Genomic DNA, 18,404 nt, shown 5'->3' on the forward strand with positions numbered 1-18,404 from the left:
AAAGTAATCTGTTAAAACCTTATTTTTAGTATCTGCTTAGTCTTATATTGTTTTATTCAAATAACTTTTTTCAAAAATATGCACGAATTATTACCTTTCATGTTGGCACTTATTGTGTTAATTGTATTGATCGAAATGCTGGCAGGAAAACTAAAGATTGCCTATCCTATACTTCTTGTTGTTGTAGGATTACTGATCAGTTTCATTCCGGGATTACCAACGATACAGATAGATCCGAATTTGATTTTTTTCATTTTTTTACCCCCACTTTTATTTGAAGCAGCATGGAGTATTTCTTTTAAGGAAATGAAAAAGTGGTGGCGTATTATCAGTAGTTTTGCTTTTGTCGTTGTCTTTTTTTCGGCACTCACTGTTGCTTTACTTACCAATTATTTCATTCCTGGTTTTACATTAGCATTAGGATTCTTACTGGGTGGGATTGTATCACCTCCTGATGCTGTGAGTACTGGAGCCATTATGAAATTTGTAAAAATTCCTAAGGCAACATCGGCTATATTAGAAGGGGAGAGTTTGCTTAATGACGCCTCATCACTTATTATTGTTAGGTTTGCCTTAGTGGCTGTAGGTACCGGACAGTTTATTTTTCAGACCGCAATTGTTGAGTTTTCATGGATGGTAATTGGTGGTATTGGTATTGGTCTTATTGGTGGTTGGTTATTTATACAAGCACATAAAAGGTTACCTACAGATGCACCTTCTGATATTGTATTTACCCTTGTTGAACCTTATTTACTTTATTGGGCCGCTGAACAGGTACACAGTTCCGGTGTACTGGCGGTTGTAGCGGGCGGTTTACTTTTATCCGGTAATAGGCTTTCTTTTTTAAGCAGCTCCAGCAGGATTAAGGGCTTTAGCTTCTGGGAGGCTTTAATATTTATTCTAAATGGAATCGTATTTATGATTATTGGTTTAGCCCTTCCTGAAATTGTGAAAGGATTACGGGCTGATGGAATACCTTTAAGTAAAGCTATTTTTTATGGCGGCTTGGTTACTGCTATTTTAATTGCCACCAGAATGATTTCATCTTATGGAGCAATGATCGCTACAATCTTATTTAGGCCAAGTGTAACTCCTGGAAGAGGCTTAAGCAGGCGCAGAAGACTTGGGATGCCTTTATTGCTGGGTTGGACAGGAATGAGGGGAGTGGTATCTTTGGCTGCTGCCTTATCTATTCCTTTGGCTTTGCCTAATGGGGAGCCTTTCCCACACCGAAACCTTATTTTATTTATCACATTTACCGTTATCTTACTGACTCTTTTAATTCAGGGGCTTACGCTTCCGTATTTTATTAAACGTTCCAAACTCTTTGATTATGGCAGGGAACTGTCTGAAGATGATGCAAAGATGAAAGTAAAAAACCACCTTGTGGTAGAAACGATACGGGTGCTGAAAGAGAAACAAAAAAAAGGTCTCTATAACGATCCTCATCTGCAAAAAATGATTGATCAGTGGGAATATAAAATAAGTCAACCTGAGCATTTGAGAATGACAGAATCTGCCAAACAAAATTATTTAGAACTATTGGAAGGTCAACGCCAGTTCGTAGCAGGCCTCAAGGATGATCCTGAATTACACGAAGAATATATAAACTGGCAAATCTATCAGATCGATTTAGAAGAAGAACGGATAAGACTTTTATAATAGAATATCCAATCATTGATTGGATATTTTGGTTTATCGTTATTAAATTTCATTTAAATATTCATCCGTGTTTTTAACCGTAGAATAAAAGTAGCTTAATGCTGCCAGGAAAGATTTGTGTACTTCGCCAGCCGCGACATTTTGCCCTTGGATCTCGAGATCTTTTGTTGCACAGGCATCACCAATTAACGTACAGGTAAAATCAAAATCTTTTGCTGCTCTGGTCGTTGAATCAACACACATATGTGTCATCATACCGCAAATGACCAATTCTATGATCTCATTTGTTCTGAGATACTCGAGCAAGTCTGTTTGATGAAAGCTGTTAGGGTAATTTTTAACAATTATTTTCTCTCCATCTATTGGGGTTACATTTTCATGGATCTCGACACCTTTAGTATGGGGGATGAAAAATGTCGAGCCGGCTCTGGTTGAAAAATGTTGAACATGAATAACAGGAAGTGATTTCCTCCTGAAATTCTCCAATAATTTTTTAGCATTTACACTCGCTTCAAGGCTTCCCTGTAAAGCGTTGGCACCGCCCTCAAAATAATCATTTTGAAGGTCTATGATAAGTAATGCTTTTTTATCTTCCATTTTGTTAATCGTATTTTTTATTAGATATGTGTATTGCTAGTCTGTATAAAATGCAAACATTTTATTTACTTTCCCTTCTTCATTTAAAAACATAACCTCCATTGCTTTTTTATTCATGATTGATTGATAATAGAGTGCAATAGAATTAATCCCGTACGTTACTTCATAAAGCTCAAAATGCAAGTCCGGCACTTTTTCCAGGGCTTTCTCCCAATACCTTTTAACAGCTTCTTTTCCTTTCAACGTATCCTCACCAGAAGTAAATGTTTTGATCATGGGCGTTGTGATCTCAATATCATCAGCGTAATGACTTAGTATATCCTCCAAATCATGAGAGTTCCAGGAATTAATCCACTGAGCGGCAAAGTTCTTAATATCCATTATAAGGTTTTTTAATAGATGTGATTTTAATTGACTAATTTGAAGGACCAGAAAGTTTAACAAAGCTTACATCATCTAAAATAATCGCTCCTTCAGGACTCTTATCAAAAATAAAAGAAATAGACTTCAGACTGTTTAAATCCATTGTTGGATATTTTTTTTGAAGGATATCAAGATCAAAATAGAAATAATCCGGAATTGATTCTGCATCTCCATTATCATTAAAAAAGCTAAACTTGGTCAGGTTCTTTTTCAGCTGAGGTTGCAATGGAGCGCATTCACTCAAAAGAAAACGAACATGTGTGCCTTTTTGATCTGTAAGCTCAATACTAAAGTCGATCGCCTGTTTTTGCTGATCTCCTTTTACAGGATTTTCCTTTTTATCTTTTTTGTTCTTTTGTTCCTTTTTAGGTGCTACAGAAGGCTCATCACTTTCTGCCAGATTGAATGCCAATGCTCGTCCTTTTAAATCCTGACCAATATTTTCATTAAAATTAAAGGTATATCTGCCCGGTTTATTTGATGTTTCTTTATGATTCCAGCCGATATAGGCTGCCCTGGAAATCTCACTATTCCAGATCAGCTTCTGTTGTGCTTCTCTCCATAAGGTTAGATTTTCTATGTTAATGCTTACACCCTGTAAGGTTGTAGTAGATAAATTAAGATCTTCCTCATAACGGGCAACAAATAGAGTCTCACTATTTTCAAATTGATTGAAATAAATATGATTGGGAAGCCATTTACGACCATAACGGTAATCAACAAAAAGAGGTTTATATACCATTTCTCCTTTTAGATTCACATCTAAAAATGCACTGATATAGACTTTGGCAATCTGTTGCTGTTCCTTTTCAGGCATCAGATGGGTCATATTAAATTGATTAATATATGGACTGCTTGAATCATAACTTCCCCAGGAAGTATTGAATTGGCCATGGTTAGCCTGATTGACATATAAGCCAGCTTTAAATCCTTGGTAATCTGATGAATATTGAATTCGTTTGTAAGTAGCGAGGCCACCGTAAGATTGCATATCCATATCATGAACGCCCTGAATAACGAAATAATTAATGTCCTTTAAAGGCGCTAATATAGATGCGGGTTGGTATTGTCCATCAACCGGAGCAATAGCTACATATGCTTTTATATTGAAATTAAAATCAAATACTTCATTAGCGTTATCTGGAAAGTAAGGAAGCTTATTAAATAAAGCAGCATGCGACATCGCTTCACCACCTCTGGAATGCCCAATCAAAGCAATCTGATCCATATTGATACGGTTAAAAAATGGATTTGCCGGGTCTTTACTCCATTTTCGCCAGAGTTCAAGGTGTTTAAGCATAAGCCAGCCACGCGCACCATTTTCATCCTTAAAGCCTTTTTGATCCAGATCAGTAATGCTGGTATTTAAGAAATTTTCGTCTACAGAAGCAACAATATAGCCTTTACTTGCCAGTAGTTTCCCCAGATAATCATATCCTTCTTCTGACCAATCCTGTGCTAGATGATTGCCGTGAACAATTAATACTAAAGGAGCCTGCCCTTTAAAATTTTCAGGATACCATACCATTGCATTTAACGGCAATTGGGTCTTGTCGAATCCAAAATATCGGGTACGTAGTTTACCTGAAATACCATCCCATGATTTAAGAAGAAGTGACCCGTCAACAGAAGGTGTTATAATACGTGCCTCTTGGCCATAAATTGCCCGATGTTTATCTTTTCCTGATCCATAGGTTAAAAAAGCAACCTTATATTTACCTGGAAGCGCTGGATTAACAGCTTCAATAGGTGTTGGAAGTTTGCCGGACATTTTATAATTTTTTATAACAGGCTGTACACTTCCGGCGTATAAATAAAGATAACCGCCTATACTTAATCCTAAAATTCCAATTAAAAGTGAAAGGCTAGTGGTTATTTTCTGGCTCAAAGACCATGATGTTTTAGATTTTGATTTTGATTTCCAGTAAAATAATGCTCCAAAAGTGAGTGCAGGAAATAGGATAAGAAAAATGACAAGCACCCAACGGAAAGTAGTAGTGATTAGAATTAAATAAAAGAAAAAGAATAATAAAAAACCTATAGCCTGCCTGAAGTTTGGGGGTGTTTTGCCGATTAAACCGGCTATCCAGCTAAGTATACAGCCTATAAAATAACTTACTAAAAAGGAAATCAGTATAAACAAAATGAAATTACCAAAACCTATAGCCGGTAAAAATTTGTCAGCCGATACCAAAATAAAAAAGATGACTGAACTGATAAGAATGCCAAAGCCAGCGGCTTTTAATGTTGCTCGGTTAGGAGTTACTGAAGCTTTTAATGGTTGAAGCCATTTTTTTAATTTTTTCCATAGTTGATTGTCTTCGTTCATGATATATGGTGATTGGTGTTTAGATTTAATCCTTCTTGCTATTCTTTTGAACTTAATTCATGGAAATATCTGGGATCCGGATATTTAAATACGAAATCCAATTCTGAAATTAATTTAGAAGATGAGATTTTTTTCCCTATGGGCTCTCCGATTTCTTTTATACTGTCAATGCTTTTTTGAGCGTTGATCACTTCTGATTTTGCAGGATGGAGTGGTGCAACTACATTGTAAATTTTGGATTGTGATTCCTGCTCGATCATTTTTTCAATTACCGAACATACATCAACATAATGAATATGATTAGCAAAAAACTCTAAGTTCGACACATGATACTTGCTTAAAAGTCTGTCACCTCCCATCAGCCCCGCTAATCTTAGAATGTTAACCTGTGGATATCTGTTTTTTATCGTTCTTTCACCTGAAATATCATCAGGAGATATATTTTCTTCTGTAAATTCCTGGAAAAGATCAGGATAAACACCGGTTGAGCTCATGAGGAATATCTGGCCACTAAAATCCCCGATAAAAGAAAGCAAATTTTGAATCCTATTGTACAATGAGCTGGGGCAGCAGCTTTTTCCAGAAAGTGGAATGGTAATAATTAATACCTCAAGATCATTAATAACCTGCCATTGTCTGTGTTTTTCAGTCAGTAGATAATCAGGGAAGTTTATAATATGAGGATGGAAGCCTCTTGATATCAATAGTTCTGCTTTATCCGGAGTCGTCGTAGTAGTATAAATTTCAAAGTTTTCTGAGAGTACTTCGGCAATCTTTGAACCTAACCAACCACAACCAATAATTCCTGCTTTTTTCATCTATTTAAATAGTTTGAAGTAATAATAATTTGTTTACAACTGATACAACTTTGAATATTTTGCCAATCCTTTTATCAGTTAAATTTTTGATAAAGGTATCATAAACGAATTATTTTTAGAAGAGTGAAAGTAATAAATTTATTTAGTATACAGATATCAATGAAAAGTATTTAACTAGACAGAATTAATTATAAAATGTGTAAACTATTGTCTGTCAGTTTGTTAAAAATTTATTTTTTCACGACTACCTGATATCAGGTAAAGAATTATACACTGCTACAGGTATTGGATCGCGGTCTTTATCGGGATAAATTTGTCCTATAACTTATGAAACAGTAAGTAACATCAGAACCTGTTCCTATTTTAAATTTTTAGAATAATTCAGGATATAAAGTTATCTAATAGAACACCAAAATAAATACATAATGAAAAAATTAATCTTTACTTCTTTAATATTAATGGGAATTGGGACTGCTGCACAGCCTACTGTAACCAGGCTTGCTCTTGATAAAATTAATGTTACCACTAATGTTTATCATGCTGATGTTTCTACAGGCACATTAAGTCCTGGACCATCGGGAGCTGGACAGACATGGAATTTTTCTTCTTATGTAGGAACTCCTGTCATAACAACAAAAATTTATCCATGTCCAGGGCAGACAAATTGTTCAAGATTTCCAACTGCTAACAGACTTTCTGAACTTGTGGGAAGCGATACTTACGACTATTTACTTAATAGCGATGCCGAAGCAACTACGATCGGTAATTTTAGTGGAATGGGAAATGTAACCATGACGTATTCAGATCCTTTGATCAACTATAAGTTTCCTGTAAATTATCTGCAGGAGTTTACAGATACCTATCAGTTTAGCACACCAGGAACAACTGAAACAGGACAGCAAAGTTTTAAAGTGGATGGTTATGGTACCGTTATCACTCCAAATGGAACCTTTCCCAATGCGCTTAGAATAAAAAGAATAAGAAATGGATCTCAAGCCAGTGGCGGAGCAACATTTAACTATGTTAATGAGTCCTATCAATGGGTTACTGAAAGTAATGGTCCCGTTCTTACTGTCGCATTTAACACCTTTACAATTAATGGTCAGACCACCACTCAACCATCTTTAGCTTATTTTACATCTTCCTCTACGCTATCTACTGTAGATTTGGATAGCACAAAAGATGAGATTGTTATTTATCCTAATCCGGCAACACAATCTATAACCATAAAATCAAATGAAGACATCAAAAATATTAACATTATAAGTCTTGATGGAAAAGTTGTTCGAAAAACACCAAATCACAAAATAATTGATGTGGCAAACCTTCCCAATGGAATATACATTGTGCAAGGAGAGCTTAAAAACGGAAAAACTATTTCGAAAAAAATCAGTAAACAGTAATTGTTTTTATTTATGGTGGTGAAGTACTATCCCTTGGATAGTACTTTTTTGTTATATATTCTGTGAAATAGAGTAGTGGCCTTGGTAACTGCAGAGTTACAACCCATTATCTTTAGCGAATTTTAAAAGCTCAACAACATTCCTAACTCCATACTTATTCAGTAAGTTTCTTCTGTGTGTCTGTACGGTGAGATAGCTTAAAAATAGAATGTCAGATATTTCCTGAGTTGATTTTCCTTCCGCTAAAAGCTGTAGGATTTCCTTTTCCCTTTGGGTCAATCTGGGAACAGTCTTTAGATCATAGATACTGGTCTTTTCAATTATTTTTTCAACCTCATCACTGAATGCTAATTGTCCGGATGCAGCCTTATTGATGCAGTCTTTAAATTCTTCCATTGAGGCGCTTTTCAACAGATATCCCTGAGCTCCGTTTTTTATCATTTGCAAAATAATACTGCGCTCTGACTGGCTGCTTATTGCTAAAATAATAGTTTTAGGATGTAATTTTTTAATTTTCAGACACAGATCGATGCCATTGATATCAGGAAGAAATATATCCAGCAGGATAATATCAATTTTATTTAGATTGTCATATTTTAAAAGCGCTTCACCAGTTTTAAAACTTTTGACGATCTCTATATCTTCTGAGTTTGAAAAAAGCAGCTGTAGCCCTTCAGTAATTATGGGATGATCATCAACGATTATTGTTTTATATGGTTTTGTCATAGTCATCGGAATTTAAATAGATAGTTCAATATTAAAGATCGTGCTGTTTTTCTGTGAAGAATGAATATCCATTTTTCCACTAAGCAACTCCACTCTGTTTTTAAGATTTTTTAAACCCTGTCCAGTAAAGTCATTGATCTGTGTGGTATCGAATCCAATACCATTATCTTCAACAGTAATATAAAACTGAGATTCATTCTGGCTACAATCTACCAGAATTTCTGTACACGAAGAATGTTTCAAAGCGTTATTAAGCAGCTCCTGAACGATCCTGTAAATCATGATCTGAATGTTTTCAGGGATATTGTTCTTGATTTCATTAGACTGGAAGTAGATGTGGATCTCATCTGTTTCCAGCATATGGCATAAATCACTTAATGCATGTTCAAGTCCCAATTTAAGAAGTGTCTCTGGAATAAGATTAAAAGAAATCTGTCGTAATTCTGTAATGGAATTGTTCAAAAGGTTATTTATGTTTTCAATTTCGATAGGTGGGGCAGGTTCTGAGGATTTACTTACCTTCAGAAAACGAATCTTCAATGAGGAAAGCATACTTCCAATACCATCATGAAGGTCTCGCGCTATTCTTTTACGCTCATCCTCTTCTCCCCGGATCATTGCCTGCATTACATCTATTTCTTTCTGATTTTTCAGAGACTCTATATTCTGGGTATAATTTTGAGACTGCTGGGCAGCTATTTTTTTCTGATTTTTTGAATTGATCCATAGGAAAATGACCAATAACAGCAATATCACTAAAATAGCAAACAATAAACTATAGTATAGTTTGTTGTTTTGGGCTACCAAGCGGTCACGTTCACGCTGTGCCTCGAGCATACTGATTTTTTTTTCGTTTTCAACTTTGTTGAATTTAGCTTCCAGTGCTGCTATTTTCCCCTTTGATTCACTAATATTCAAACTGTCATTAATTGCAGTGTATTTTGAAAGATATTTATAGGCATTTTTAGTATCTCCCAGACCTTCATAAATAAATGCCAGCTCTTTAGTAAAGTTTCTCTGATCAATAGCAAAATTAGTTGTAGTTCCAATAAGATCGAGCAAAAGATCTTTAGCATCCTCCAGTCTGTTCATTGCTTTCAGAGGCAGATATTTGGAAAACTTTAAACGGTTAGTTAGAAGTACATCCTTATGAAGGGTACTGTTAACAATACCTTTATCATAACTTTTTAGAGAATTGTTAAATTGTCCTGTCTTATAAAAATAATAACCTTCAGCAGTATAATAACTTCCACTTAGATTTGAATTAGGATGTTTTTTTATAATGTTATATGCCTTATCAAGTGATTTTTTTGCTTCGGCTGTCATGGTAAGAAAACAAAGATTTTCAACGTCTACGATATAGATGTCTGCCTTAGTTTCCAGATAGCTGTAAGAAGAGGTGTTTGCTTGCTCGATATATTCTTTAGCTGTTTTCAAATAGCTGTTAGCTTTAACCCTTTCCTCACTATTCATAAAAATAACGGCAACGGATTTGTATAAAATACTTAGAACCTCCAGATCACCGCCTTTTTTTGCCAAAGGAATAGCCTCATTAACCAAAACTTTCATTCCTTCCACCTCATTATTTTGAAGGACATAGACAAGGGATAGATTTTTTAGGATGAATGCCCGCAAGACATACGAGTCCTTGGTTTTATATTTCTTAAGCTCACTATCAGCCAGTTTCAATTGCTTTGCATAGTTGTCAAAATCACCCTTACTTACTAATCCTGCCGCATTATAATATATGGCAACGGCTTTTAAAAAAGGATATTTTGGGGCGATCTTGTTGGCCATAAGAAGATACTGATCTGATAATTCATTTTTCTTACTTCTTCTGAACAGGTCAGCCAGCTTGAAGCTGCTAATTCCCCTTATGCTATCTGACTTTGTTGATTTTATTACCTGTGTAAGACTATCAATATATGGACCGTCGTCATCAAGAGTATAAAACCTTTGGGCATGTAATCCATAAGAGAAAAATAGTATAAGCAGTAGGCAAAGCTTCTTTTTCATAATTGTAAAATATTAACTCAAATATGACAAAAACATAAAATTCAATGGATACAAATATACATTTATAAGGCTTAAATTTGTTACTATCGGATTGTAATCCAGATACTTTATATTAAAGTTTCCTCTACGAATTTTTTTATTCAAGAATAGCACTTTTGTACGAACGTTTTCTATTGATATAGTAAGCAAACATCAGATTGGGAATCCAACATAACCAGGCAACGATATGATATGACAGTCCCGGAGTTTCTATGGCTAATTTTAATAATGGTGATAATATCCTTAATGTTACAGCCGCAAAAGTGCAGGCGTAACTGTAGGTCATAAAATTCTGATGTTGCCTGACATCTCCATTTTTAATTTTTAAAAATGCAATAACAGTGGTTATAAACCAAACGATTCCCAGGCTAACAAATCCCATTGATGAAACAATTCCTCCATGGGCAAAAATGCCAATATAAATTCCTGATAATGAACTTATAATAACCGATAGTATATATGTTTTGCCAATTAATCGGTGTAGTGAAAGATGCTTATTTCGAAATTTAGCCCCAAACTGTCTCCATCCAATGAAAAGGGATACAGCACCAAAGATGATGTGACAAAAAAATGAAAATCTCCATACCGGGTTGTTTAGAATTTCTAAAGGTTTAGAGCCTAAAAAGGTATGTTTGTGATCAACAAATACATAAATAAGAGGGTATGCACCTACTAACAATGCGCAAATAACGAGAATAATAAATAAGAGGTTTTTCATGACAAAAAGTAATTTAAATGATTCAACTTCAGGGCTTTTAACAGATTAAAGTTTTAGCAAAAATGAAGAATATTTAAAAGGTACATGCTCCAAAACGTAAGGTGGAACTAATTTTATAAAAAAAAAAGACTAATTTCTATAGACTTGTTCCTTCCATAGTTAAAATAAGAATTCTTAATTGGTAAGATTGATGGTAAAAGAAAAAAATGATTCCTATGTTGATATCAAAAAAGAAAAACGATGTGATGATGGAAAGGAAAAGTATCAGAATGGAAGTTGATACTAAAGTAACAGTACAGCAGAAAAAATCCCTTAGTGGATGGAAATTAATTATTCCATATCTAAATTTTGTTCCTTTAAAAAATCACGGGGTGAACATTTTACATATTTTTTAAAGTTTCTATTAAAAGAAGTCTTAGAATTGAATCCACTTTCCAAAGCTAAAGAAAGAATAGTGAATTTTTGATTCTCGGGCAAAACCGCTATTCTTTTGAATTCTTCAATTCTTTGTGTGTTGATGTAATCATAGAAGTTTTTATTTTCAATAGAATTGATGACCTGGGAAAGAATGTTGGGATGGATTTCGAGTGTAGATGCAATCGTATTTAAGTTGAGTTCCGGATCTTTAAAAAGCTTTTCAGATTTCATTTTATAAGCCAGATTCTCATAGATCATCCGTATCGCCTCCTCACTTAATGAGGATTTTTGATATTTAACAGAAATCTCATTTTCTTCAGGAATGTTTTCTGTTTCTATATTGGTTTTTATCTCAGGTAAATTCAGAATACCTGCTTTACTAATTCCAAAATAAGCAGCAAGCAGTACAAAGACAACTACTGATGTAAAGGTAATGGTATCATCTTTTAGAATAATTAAGATCCAGACTACTGAAATTCCTATAATAAGATAATATACCCAGTTTAAATTGATCTTTTCAATATTTGAATACTGTTTTGCAATGTTCTTTTTATATTTCTGCAATGAAAAAATACTTAAGCAGATGTATAAAAATCCTGATAAATAAATTAATACATTAATGTTCTTTCTTAACTCCTGATACATAAGACCTCCATTCTGATAAACTGAAATTTTTTCTTTTGGAGGAAGTCTGAAAAAATCCCATAAAATAAGATAAATAGCCAGCACAGGTAAAAAATGTAAACTCCAAAGATATCTATGGGGTCTCTGTTTTGTCAGACTCAAAATGTAAACATATAAAATAGGCCCATGAATCAAAGGTAGGGGTATTTCCAAACCAAGTAGATAAGGAATCTGTATATATTTTCCGGAGAAAATTAAAAAAAATAAAGTCAGATGGATACCAATAATTAAGAACCATAATGATAATATATAATCGGCACTTACTTTCTTTTTCTTCCCTAAAATGAGAAAAGAAGAAAAATAAGCAATAAAGATTCCCGCTAAATAGAACATGCTATAAATATATAAGAATTGTGCATCGAATTATAGCGCTAAAAGTAAAATATTAAAACGATATTTTAAATGTATATACTGTTTTTATTTTAGAACCTTATTTAGGAGCTCATAATACTGTTTTCTAGATAATTATTTTTCAAAAAGGTAAGATGAATAATACTGTTTTTGCAGGCTTTACTTTTATGATTGATATTTTAAATTTTCATGATTTTCTTAAAAAGACTAAAAACGGAATTGCTAAATCAAAAAATATGTATACATTTAATTATAATGATATAATTCAAGCACAAACTTTTATGAGGAGTAATGTAGATAGCGGTAAATAAGTAGTGCTTACCGAACTATAATGAAAACGTAAAATGAATTTAAACACCAATTCTCAAATAAAAAATAATCACAATAAGACCGAAAACTTTTTCCTCGATGTAAAAAAAGGACTGGAAAGTGATCCTAAGAGATTATCTTCAAAGTACTTTTATGATGAAATTGGGGATCATCTTTTCCAGAAAATAATGGCAATGCCGGAATATTATCTTACCCAATGTGAACTGGATATATTTCAAAATAAAACATCGGATATTGCTGATCTTATTGCCTTTGATGATCAACCATTCGATCTTATTGAACTTGGTGCCGGTGATGCCATGAAATCAACGCACCTCTTGAAATACATGGTAAAAAAAGGCTTGGATTTTACCTATATGCCTATTGATATTTCAGGTAATATCCTTTCAATTCTGGATCAGAAATTAAATGAAAGTCTACCGGAATTAAAAGTAGTCTGCTTAGAAGGTGAGTATTTCGAAATGTTAAATAAAGCAGCTTCACTTTCCTCAAGAAGGAAGGTGATATTGTTTTTAGGTGGTAATATCGGAAATATGGAACTTGATGAGGCCCATTCATTTTGTTCAGGTCTAAAACAACATCTTGCATCAGGAGATCGGGTATTGGTAGGTTTTGATCTAAAGAAAAATCCACATACTATTTTAAATGCCTATAATGATAAGACTGGTATAACAGCGTCATTTAATCTTAATCTTCTTACCCGCATTAATCGTGAACTTGATGCCGATTTTGACCTTAAGCAATTTCAGCATTATCAGACATATGACCCTGTTAGTGGGGCATGCCGAAGTTATCTTGTAAGTCTTATCGATCAGGTTGTAACCATTGATCATGCAGTAATATCGTTTAAAGAAAATGAGCTGATTGATATGGAAGTTTCACAAAAGTTTTCAGAAACAGATATCAAAGAATTAGCAGAAAAAGCGGGTTTTGAGATCAAGGGAGAAATAAGAGACTCAAAAAAATGGTTTATAGATTCCGTTTGGAAAGTGAAATAATAATTAAAATCTAAAAAGATGATAGCAAATCCTAAGATTATTGATGTAGTAAAGAAATATACGGATGTTCGAAACCATTCCGTAGCAATTTGTGCCCCATTGGAAATTGAAGACTTTGTGGTGCAGCCTATTGTAGATGTTAGCCCGCCAAAATGGCATTTAGGACATACCACCTGGTTTTTTGAAACTTTTATATTGTCACCCAATTTTCCAGGTTATGAGGTTTTTGATCCCCAATATAATTTTGTTTTCAACAGTTATTATGAAACCATCGGAGCACGTGTTATCAGGACCGATCGAGGTAATCTTAGCCGTCCCTCAGTTGCTGATGTTTACCAATACAGAGAATATGTTGATCAGCAAATGAAAGCTTTCCTTCAAAGTGAATCAATGAGTAAATCTATTGAGTCCCTTTTAGAACTTGGATTAAATCATGAACAGCAACATCAGGAACTTTTGCTTACCGATATCAAATATATTCTTGGACATAATCCTTTATTTCCTGCTTATAGAAAAGATTCAGGTGTAAAACAGGAAAACCTACGTATAGGGAAAATGATCCATTTTAATGAAGGGATCTATGAAATTGGTTTTAATGGTAATGGTTTTTGTTTCGATAATGAGTTAGGGAGACATAAAGTTTATCTTCAGGATTTTGAAATAAGTGATCGGGCAGTTACCAATGGTGAATACTTGGAATTTATAAATGATAGCGGGTATACTGATTTCAGGCATTGGCATGCTGAAGGTTGGGACTGGGTAAAACAAAATAATATAAAATCTCCTTTGTATTGGCATTTTATTGAAGGCCAATGGATGTATTATACTTTAGATGGTTTACAGGAATTAGATCACGGAGAAGCGGTCTGTCACATTAATTTCTACGAAGCCGCAGCTTATGCTGCCTGGAAAGGAATGCGTTTACCTACCGAAGCCGAGTGGGAAGTCGCTTCTGAAGAATTTCCGTGGGGAAACCGTTGGGAATGGACTGGAAGTGCCTATTTACCTTACCCGGGATTTAAAAAAGAAGCTGGTGCAGTAGGGGAATACAATGGAAAATTTATGGTAAACCAAATGGTCTTACGAGGTGGCTCAGAAGCAACACCAAAGGGGCACAGTAGAAATACATATCGTAATTTCTTTCATGCGAATCTACGCTGGCAGTTCACAGGAATCAGATTGGCGAAATAAGTCTTAAACTATGATTAAAGTAGAATCAGTAACTAAAAATTTTGACGAACGAACTGCTGTCGACCGCATTTCTTTTCAAGCGAATGACAAGGAAATATTAGTACTTCTGGGAACCAGTGGTTGCGGAAAAACAACGACTCTAAAAATGATCAATCGTCTGATAGAAGCTGATTCTGGTAATATATTTATTAACGGAGAAAATATTCGCGATAAGAAGGTTGAAGAACTCCGGATGCATATAGGTTTCGTTATGCAGCATTCAGGGTTGTTTCCCCATTATACGATTCGACAGAATATAGCTGTAGTTCCGGAGTTGCTGAAATGGGAGAAAAAAAAGATCCAGAGCAGAACCGGGGAGTTAATACATAAGCTTCATTTACCCGAAGATCTTTTAACTCGTTTTCCTCAGGAATTAAGTGGGGGACAGCAACAGCGTGTTGGCATTGCCAGAGCTTTAATTGCAGATACTCCCATACTATTAATGGATGAGCCTTTTGGTGCATTGGATAATATAACAAAAGCAGACATTCATTCTGAATTTAAATCACTTGAAGAGCTTAAAAATAAAACCATCATTCTTGTTACTCACGACGTGCAGGAAGCGTTTGAACTGGGGCATAGGATTTGTTTGATGGATAAAGGGCAAATTATTCAAATAGGAACTCCGATGGAAATGCTTTATCGCCCTGAGAACGATTTTGTAAAAGATTTTTTTGCAGAAAACAGGCTTTTACTGGAGTATAAAGTAGCCAGCTTAGAGAATGTCCGACCCTTTCTTGCCGATTCTCAAATACTAAATGGAAGGTTTAATAAAACTGAAAACGTATGGAATATTTTACAAAAGCTAAGTGCTGATAAAAGCTATACAGAACAGTATGAAAAATTAACAGAAGCATTCAATATTTATAGAAAAGTGCAGACCGAATGACGCAACAAAGTCTATGGCAATTTATTGTCGAACAACAAGATAAACTCCTGATTCAAATTGTACAACATCTTGGATTGACTTTTGTGTCATTACTATTGGCGATCGTAGTTGGAGTTCCCCTGGGAATATTGATAGCAAGGAAGAGATTATTTGCCAATCCTGTTCTTGGAACTGCAGGTATCTTACAAACTGTTCCCAGTATTGCTTTGCTTGGATTTATGATTCCTGCTTTTGGGATAGGAGCAACCCCGGCAATTGTAGCTTTACTGATCTATGCGCTTTTACCAATTATCAGAAATACTTACACAGGAATTACGGGAGTTGACCCTGCAGTTATTGAAGCGGCGAAAGCAATGGGAATGAATAGGAAACAGCTTCTTTTCAAAGTTGAACTTCCTTTAGCAATGCCCGTTATCATTGCAGGAATACGGACCGCTGCTGTTATCAATGTTGGAGTGGCTACATTAGCTTCATTTGTTGCGGCAGGAGGATTAGGTGAATTTATATTCGGTGGTATTTCACTGAATAATACCAATATGATCCTTGCAGGTGCCATTCCAGCGGCTTTACTTGCTATTATATTAGATCAGCTGATTGCTGTTTTACAAAAGACAGGTTACCGAAGACTTCGTAAGATCTTATTTATCATTCCCTTAATACTGATTGTCGTTGTTGGATTCTATGTACTAACTTCAAATTCCGGGAACAAACTTAAAGCAGGTTTTACGCCGGAGTTTATGGGACGACAGGATGGAGATATCGGTTTGAGATCAGTGTATGGACTGAATGCGAAGCCTACCATTGTAAGCGATGCTATTATGTACAAAGCTGCTTATGATAAAGAACTGGATGTTATCAGTGGTTATTCTACAGATGGCAGAATTAAGGCTTTTGATCTCTATGTTTTAAATGATGATAAAAAAATATTTCCACCTTATTTTGCAGCACCAATCATCAAAACAAAAACATTACAAAAATTTCCCCAATTGAAAGAAGTTTTAAATTTGTTGGCTGGAAAATTTAATGATTCCGTTATGACGGATCTTAATTACAGATCGGACTATTTACACCAGACGCCGGAAAAAATTGCTAAAGATTTTCTAAGAAAAAATAGATTATTAAAGACCCCAAGAAAAGGTAGCGGCGGAACCATAAGGATCGGATCAAAAATTTTTGGCGAGCAGTATATTCTTACAGAAATGTATAAAATGCTTATTGAAGGCTATACCGATTATAAGGTTGAAACGAAGACCGGATTGGGAGGAACTAAAATATGTTTCGATGCTCTGACGAATGATGCGATCGATTTTTATCCTGAATATACAGGCACCGGACTTTTAGTGCTTCTAAAGCCAACGGAATCAACCATTAAAAATGTAAGTCAGAGTGCGGAAAAAACCTATGATTATGTCAATTCAGAATTTAAAAAACAATATGGAATTGAATGGCTGAAACCTTTGGGTTTTAATAATTCTTATGCTTTAATGATGCGAAGAGAACAGTCTCAGAAATTAAAAATAAAAACTATTTCAGATCTTAAAAACTATTTAGACACTCCTTAATTACATGAACTATAATTTTGACGAAATAATACCAAGACGAGGAACGAACTCTATAAAATGGGATAAGGTTGCGGATGAAAATGTATTGCCAATGTGGGTAGCTGATATGGATTTTAAAACGCCTCCTGAAGTTATAAAAGCTCTTTCAAGGAAGGTTGAACAAGGAATATTTGGTTACAGTATTATTCCTTCAGCATTTTATGATTCTATTATCAATTGGTGGGAAATAAGCCATCAGCTGATCTTGAAAAAAGAGTGGCTGTTACCAGTTCCCGGAATGATCCCCGCACTTTCAGCTATTATCAGAGCCCATCTTCAACCGGGGGATAATATTATTGTTCAATCACCTGTCTACAATCATTTCTTTACGCTTATAGAAAACTGTGAATGCAATACGGTTGAGAACCATTTGATCTATGAAAATGGAAATTATCAAATAGATTTTGTTGATTTGGAATTGAAAGCTTCAGATCCACAAACTAAAATGCTGTTAATCTGCAGTCCTCATAACCCTGTGGGTAGAGTTTGGGTACGTGAAGAACTGGAGAAAATAGCTTCCATATGCACAAAACATCAAGTAATGGTAGTTTCAGATGAAATCCATGCTGATCTGGTTTATAAAAATCATCGGCATATTCCGTTTGTTTCTGTTGCAGGAAATTATGATCTGGTTTCTGTTACCTGTGGTTCGCCCTGTAAGACATTTAATCTATCCAGCCTGCCTGTATCTTATGTTATCTCCAAAGATCAGGAGATCTTAAAACGGATTGAGAAAATACTTACAATACAGGAAACAACTACCATTAATCCATTCGCCGTTGAAGCTTTAATAGCAGCTTATAATCAGGGTAGAAATTGGATGGAAGAACTAAAAGAATATGTATATGCCAACTATTTATATCTAAAATATTTTTGCAAGGAATATCTGCCAAATGTATTGGTTAGTGACTTACAGGCGACTTATCTTGTATGGCTGGATTGTCATACTTTAGGTAAAGGATCAGATGAACTTTCCAAGTTTTTATTTAAAGAAGAAAAGCTTTGGTTAAATTCAGGCACCATGTACGGAAGCTCTGGAGAAGGTTTTTTACGCATAAATATCGCCTGTCCAAGACAAGTTTTGGAGGAAGGTTTACAACGATTGGAAAAATATGTACATAAAAAATAATATTGATCCGGTATTTCTTTAATACCTCTTATAATTCTGGACGG

Annotated in this window: 16 protein-coding genes; 8 read left to right on the top strand and 8 right to left on the bottom strand. The window is 34.7% G+C overall.

Annotation, left to right across the window (positions count from 1 at the left end; genetic code table 11):
• Positions 1-78 precede the first annotated feature (78 nt).
• Positions 79-1,662, top strand: a complete 1,584-nt coding sequence (locus tag NG806_RS03220) for a Na+/H+ antiporter (RefSeq protein ID WP_261511953.1) — start codon at positions 79-81, stop codon at positions 1,660-1,662.
• Positions 1,663-1,704: 42 nt separating this feature from the next.
• Here NG806_RS03220 and NG806_RS03225 read toward each other — a convergent pair whose 3' ends face one another.
• From NG806_RS03225 to NG806_RS03240, 4 genes are read right to left on the bottom strand one after another with little or no spacing between them, the layout of a single operon-like run.
• On the bottom strand, positions 1,705-2,259 hold the full coding sequence (locus tag NG806_RS03225; protein WP_261511954.1) for a cysteine hydrolase family protein: 555 nt from the start codon (positions 2,257-2,259) through the stop codon (positions 1,705-1,707).
• A gap of 36 nt (positions 2,260-2,295) precedes the next feature.
• The gene (locus NG806_RS03230; protein WP_261511955.1) at positions 2,296-2,640 is read right to left on the bottom strand and encodes a nuclear transport factor 2 family protein; all 345 of its coding nucleotides are present in this window, start codon (positions 2,638-2,640) and stop codon (positions 2,296-2,298) included.
• 34 nt (positions 2,641-2,674) lie between these two features.
• Positions 2,675-5,011, bottom strand: coding sequence for an alpha/beta hydrolase (locus tag NG806_RS03235; RefSeq protein ID WP_261511956.1), 2,337 nt, complete (start codon positions 5,009-5,011; stop codon positions 2,675-2,677).
• Positions 5,012-5,049: 38 nt separating this feature from the next.
• A complete protein-coding gene (locus tag NG806_RS03240; protein ID WP_261511957.1) occupies positions 5,050-5,829 on the bottom strand; it encodes a Rossmann-fold NAD(P)-binding domain-containing protein in 780 nt (259 codons plus the stop codon).
• A 425-nt stretch (positions 5,830-6,254) separates the two neighbouring features.
• Here NG806_RS03240 and NG806_RS03245 point away from each other — a divergent pair, with 425 nt between their 5' ends.
• Entirely contained in the window at positions 6,255-7,232 is a 978-nt protein-coding gene (locus NG806_RS03245) for a T9SS type A sorting domain-containing protein (RefSeq protein ID WP_261511958.1), read from the top strand.
• Positions 7,233-7,328: 96 nt separating this feature from the next.
• Here NG806_RS03245 and NG806_RS03250 read toward each other — a convergent pair whose 3' ends face one another.
• The 4 genes from NG806_RS03250 to NG806_RS03265 form a co-directional block, all read right to left on the bottom strand.
• Positions 7,329-7,958, bottom strand: a complete 630-nt coding sequence (locus NG806_RS03250) for a response regulator transcription factor (protein ID WP_214825730.1) — start codon at positions 7,956-7,958, stop codon at positions 7,329-7,331.
• 12 nt (positions 7,959-7,970) lie between these two features.
• On the bottom strand, positions 7,971-9,974 hold the full coding sequence (locus NG806_RS03255) for a sensor histidine kinase (RefSeq protein ID WP_261511959.1): 2,004 nt from the start codon (positions 9,972-9,974) through the stop codon (positions 7,971-7,973).
• 136 nt (positions 9,975-10,110) lie between these two features.
• Entirely contained in the window at positions 10,111-10,731 is a 621-nt protein-coding gene (locus NG806_RS03260) for a DUF2306 domain-containing protein (protein ID WP_261511960.1), read from the bottom strand.
• A 330-nt stretch (positions 10,732-11,061) separates the two neighbouring features.
• Positions 11,062-12,165: a helix-turn-helix domain-containing protein gene (locus NG806_RS03265; protein WP_261511961.1), complete on the bottom strand. Its 1,104-nt coding sequence runs from the start codon at positions 12,163-12,165 to the stop codon at positions 11,062-11,064.
• A 152-nt stretch (positions 12,166-12,317) separates the two neighbouring features.
• On the opposite strand from NG806_RS03265, the gene NG806_RS03270 reads away from it, so the two are divergent.
• The 6 genes from NG806_RS03270 to NG806_RS03295 are packed head-to-tail and all read left to right on the top strand — an operon-like array spanning position 12,318 to position 18,360.
• Positions 12,318-12,494, top strand: a complete 177-nt coding sequence (locus NG806_RS03270) for a hypothetical protein (RefSeq protein ID WP_261511962.1) — start codon at positions 12,318-12,320, stop codon at positions 12,492-12,494.
• A 33-nt stretch (positions 12,495-12,527) separates the two neighbouring features.
• Entirely contained in the window at positions 12,528-13,511 is a 984-nt protein-coding gene (locus tag NG806_RS03275; protein WP_261511963.1) for an L-histidine N(alpha)-methyltransferase, read from the top strand.
• Positions 13,512-13,529: 18 nt separating this feature from the next.
• A complete protein-coding gene (egtB, locus tag NG806_RS03280; protein WP_261511964.1) occupies positions 13,530-14,702 on the top strand; it encodes an ergothioneine biosynthesis protein EgtB in 1,173 nt (390 codons plus the stop codon).
• Positions 14,703-14,712: 10 nt separating this feature from the next.
• Positions 14,713-15,630, top strand: a complete 918-nt coding sequence (locus NG806_RS03285; RefSeq protein WP_214825715.1) for an ABC transporter ATP-binding protein — start codon at positions 14,713-14,715, stop codon at positions 15,628-15,630.
• On the top strand, positions 15,627-17,192 hold the full coding sequence (locus NG806_RS03290; protein WP_261511965.1) for an ABC transporter permease/substrate-binding protein: 1,566 nt from the start codon (positions 15,627-15,629) through the stop codon (positions 17,190-17,192). The genes NG806_RS03285 and NG806_RS03290 overlap by 4 nt, the downstream gene beginning before the upstream one ends.
• A gap of 4 nt (positions 17,193-17,196) precedes the next feature.
• The gene (locus tag NG806_RS03295; protein WP_261511966.1) at positions 17,197-18,360 is read left to right on the top strand and encodes a MalY/PatB family protein; all 1,164 of its coding nucleotides are present in this window, start codon (positions 17,197-17,199) and stop codon (positions 18,358-18,360) included.
• Positions 18,361-18,404 lie beyond the last annotated feature (44 nt).

This window comes from Chryseobacterium paludis, from assembly GCF_025403485.1.
GTDB classification, from domain to species: domain Bacteria; phylum Bacteroidota; class Bacteroidia; order Flavobacteriales; family Weeksellaceae; genus Chryseobacterium; species Chryseobacterium paludis.

What these genes read in the sequence shown, in the direction of transcription:
- NG806_RS03220 (WP_261511953.1), top strand. Translation starts at nt 79, where the DNA reads ATGCACGAATTATTACCTTTCATGTTGGCACTTATTGTGTTAATTGTA.
- NG806_RS03225 (WP_261511954.1), bottom strand. Translation starts at nt 2,259, where the DNA reads ATGGAAGATAAAAAAGCATTACTTATCATAGACCTTCAAAATGATTAT.
- NG806_RS03230 (WP_261511955.1), bottom strand. Translation starts at nt 2,640, where the DNA reads ATGGATATTAAGAACTTTGCCGCTCAGTGGATTAATTCCTGGAACTCT.
- NG806_RS03235 (WP_261511956.1), bottom strand. Translation starts at nt 5,011, where the DNA reads ATGAACGAAGACAATCAACTATGGAAAAAATTAAAAAAATGGCTTCAA.
- NG806_RS03240 (WP_261511957.1), bottom strand. Translation starts at nt 5,829, where the DNA reads ATGAAAAAAGCAGGAATTATTGGTTGTGGTTGGTTAGGTTCAAAGATT.
- NG806_RS03245 (WP_261511958.1), top strand. Translation starts at nt 6,255, where the DNA reads ATGAAAAAATTAATCTTTACTTCTTTAATATTAATGGGAATTGGGACT.
- NG806_RS03250 (WP_214825730.1), bottom strand. Translation starts at nt 7,958, where the DNA reads ATGACAAAACCATATAAAACAATAATCGTTGATGATCATCCCATAATT.
- NG806_RS03255 (WP_261511959.1), bottom strand. Translation starts at nt 9,974, where the DNA reads ATGAAAAAGAAGCTTTGCCTACTGCTTATACTATTTTTCTCTTATGGA.
- NG806_RS03260 (WP_261511960.1), bottom strand. Translation starts at nt 10,731, where the DNA reads ATGAAAAACCTCTTATTTATTATTCTCGTTATTTGCGCATTGTTAGTA.
- NG806_RS03265 (WP_261511961.1), bottom strand. Translation starts at nt 12,165, where the DNA reads ATGTTCTATTTAGCGGGAATCTTTATTGCTTATTTTTCTTCTTTTCTC.
- NG806_RS03270 (WP_261511962.1), top strand. Translation starts at nt 12,318, where the DNA reads ATGAATAATACTGTTTTTGCAGGCTTTACTTTTATGATTGATATTTTA.
- NG806_RS03275 (WP_261511963.1), top strand. Translation starts at nt 12,528, where the DNA reads ATGAATTTAAACACCAATTCTCAAATAAAAAATAATCACAATAAGACC.
- egtB (WP_261511964.1), top strand. Translation starts at nt 13,530, where the DNA reads ATGATAGCAAATCCTAAGATTATTGATGTAGTAAAGAAATATACGGAT.
- NG806_RS03285 (WP_214825715.1), top strand. Translation starts at nt 14,713, where the DNA reads ATGATTAAAGTAGAATCAGTAACTAAAAATTTTGACGAACGAACTGCT.
- NG806_RS03290 (WP_261511965.1), top strand. Translation starts at nt 15,627, where the DNA reads ATGACGCAACAAAGTCTATGGCAATTTATTGTCGAACAACAAGATAAA.
- NG806_RS03295 (WP_261511966.1), top strand. Translation starts at nt 17,197, where the DNA reads ATGAACTATAATTTTGACGAAATAATACCAAGACGAGGAACGAACTCT.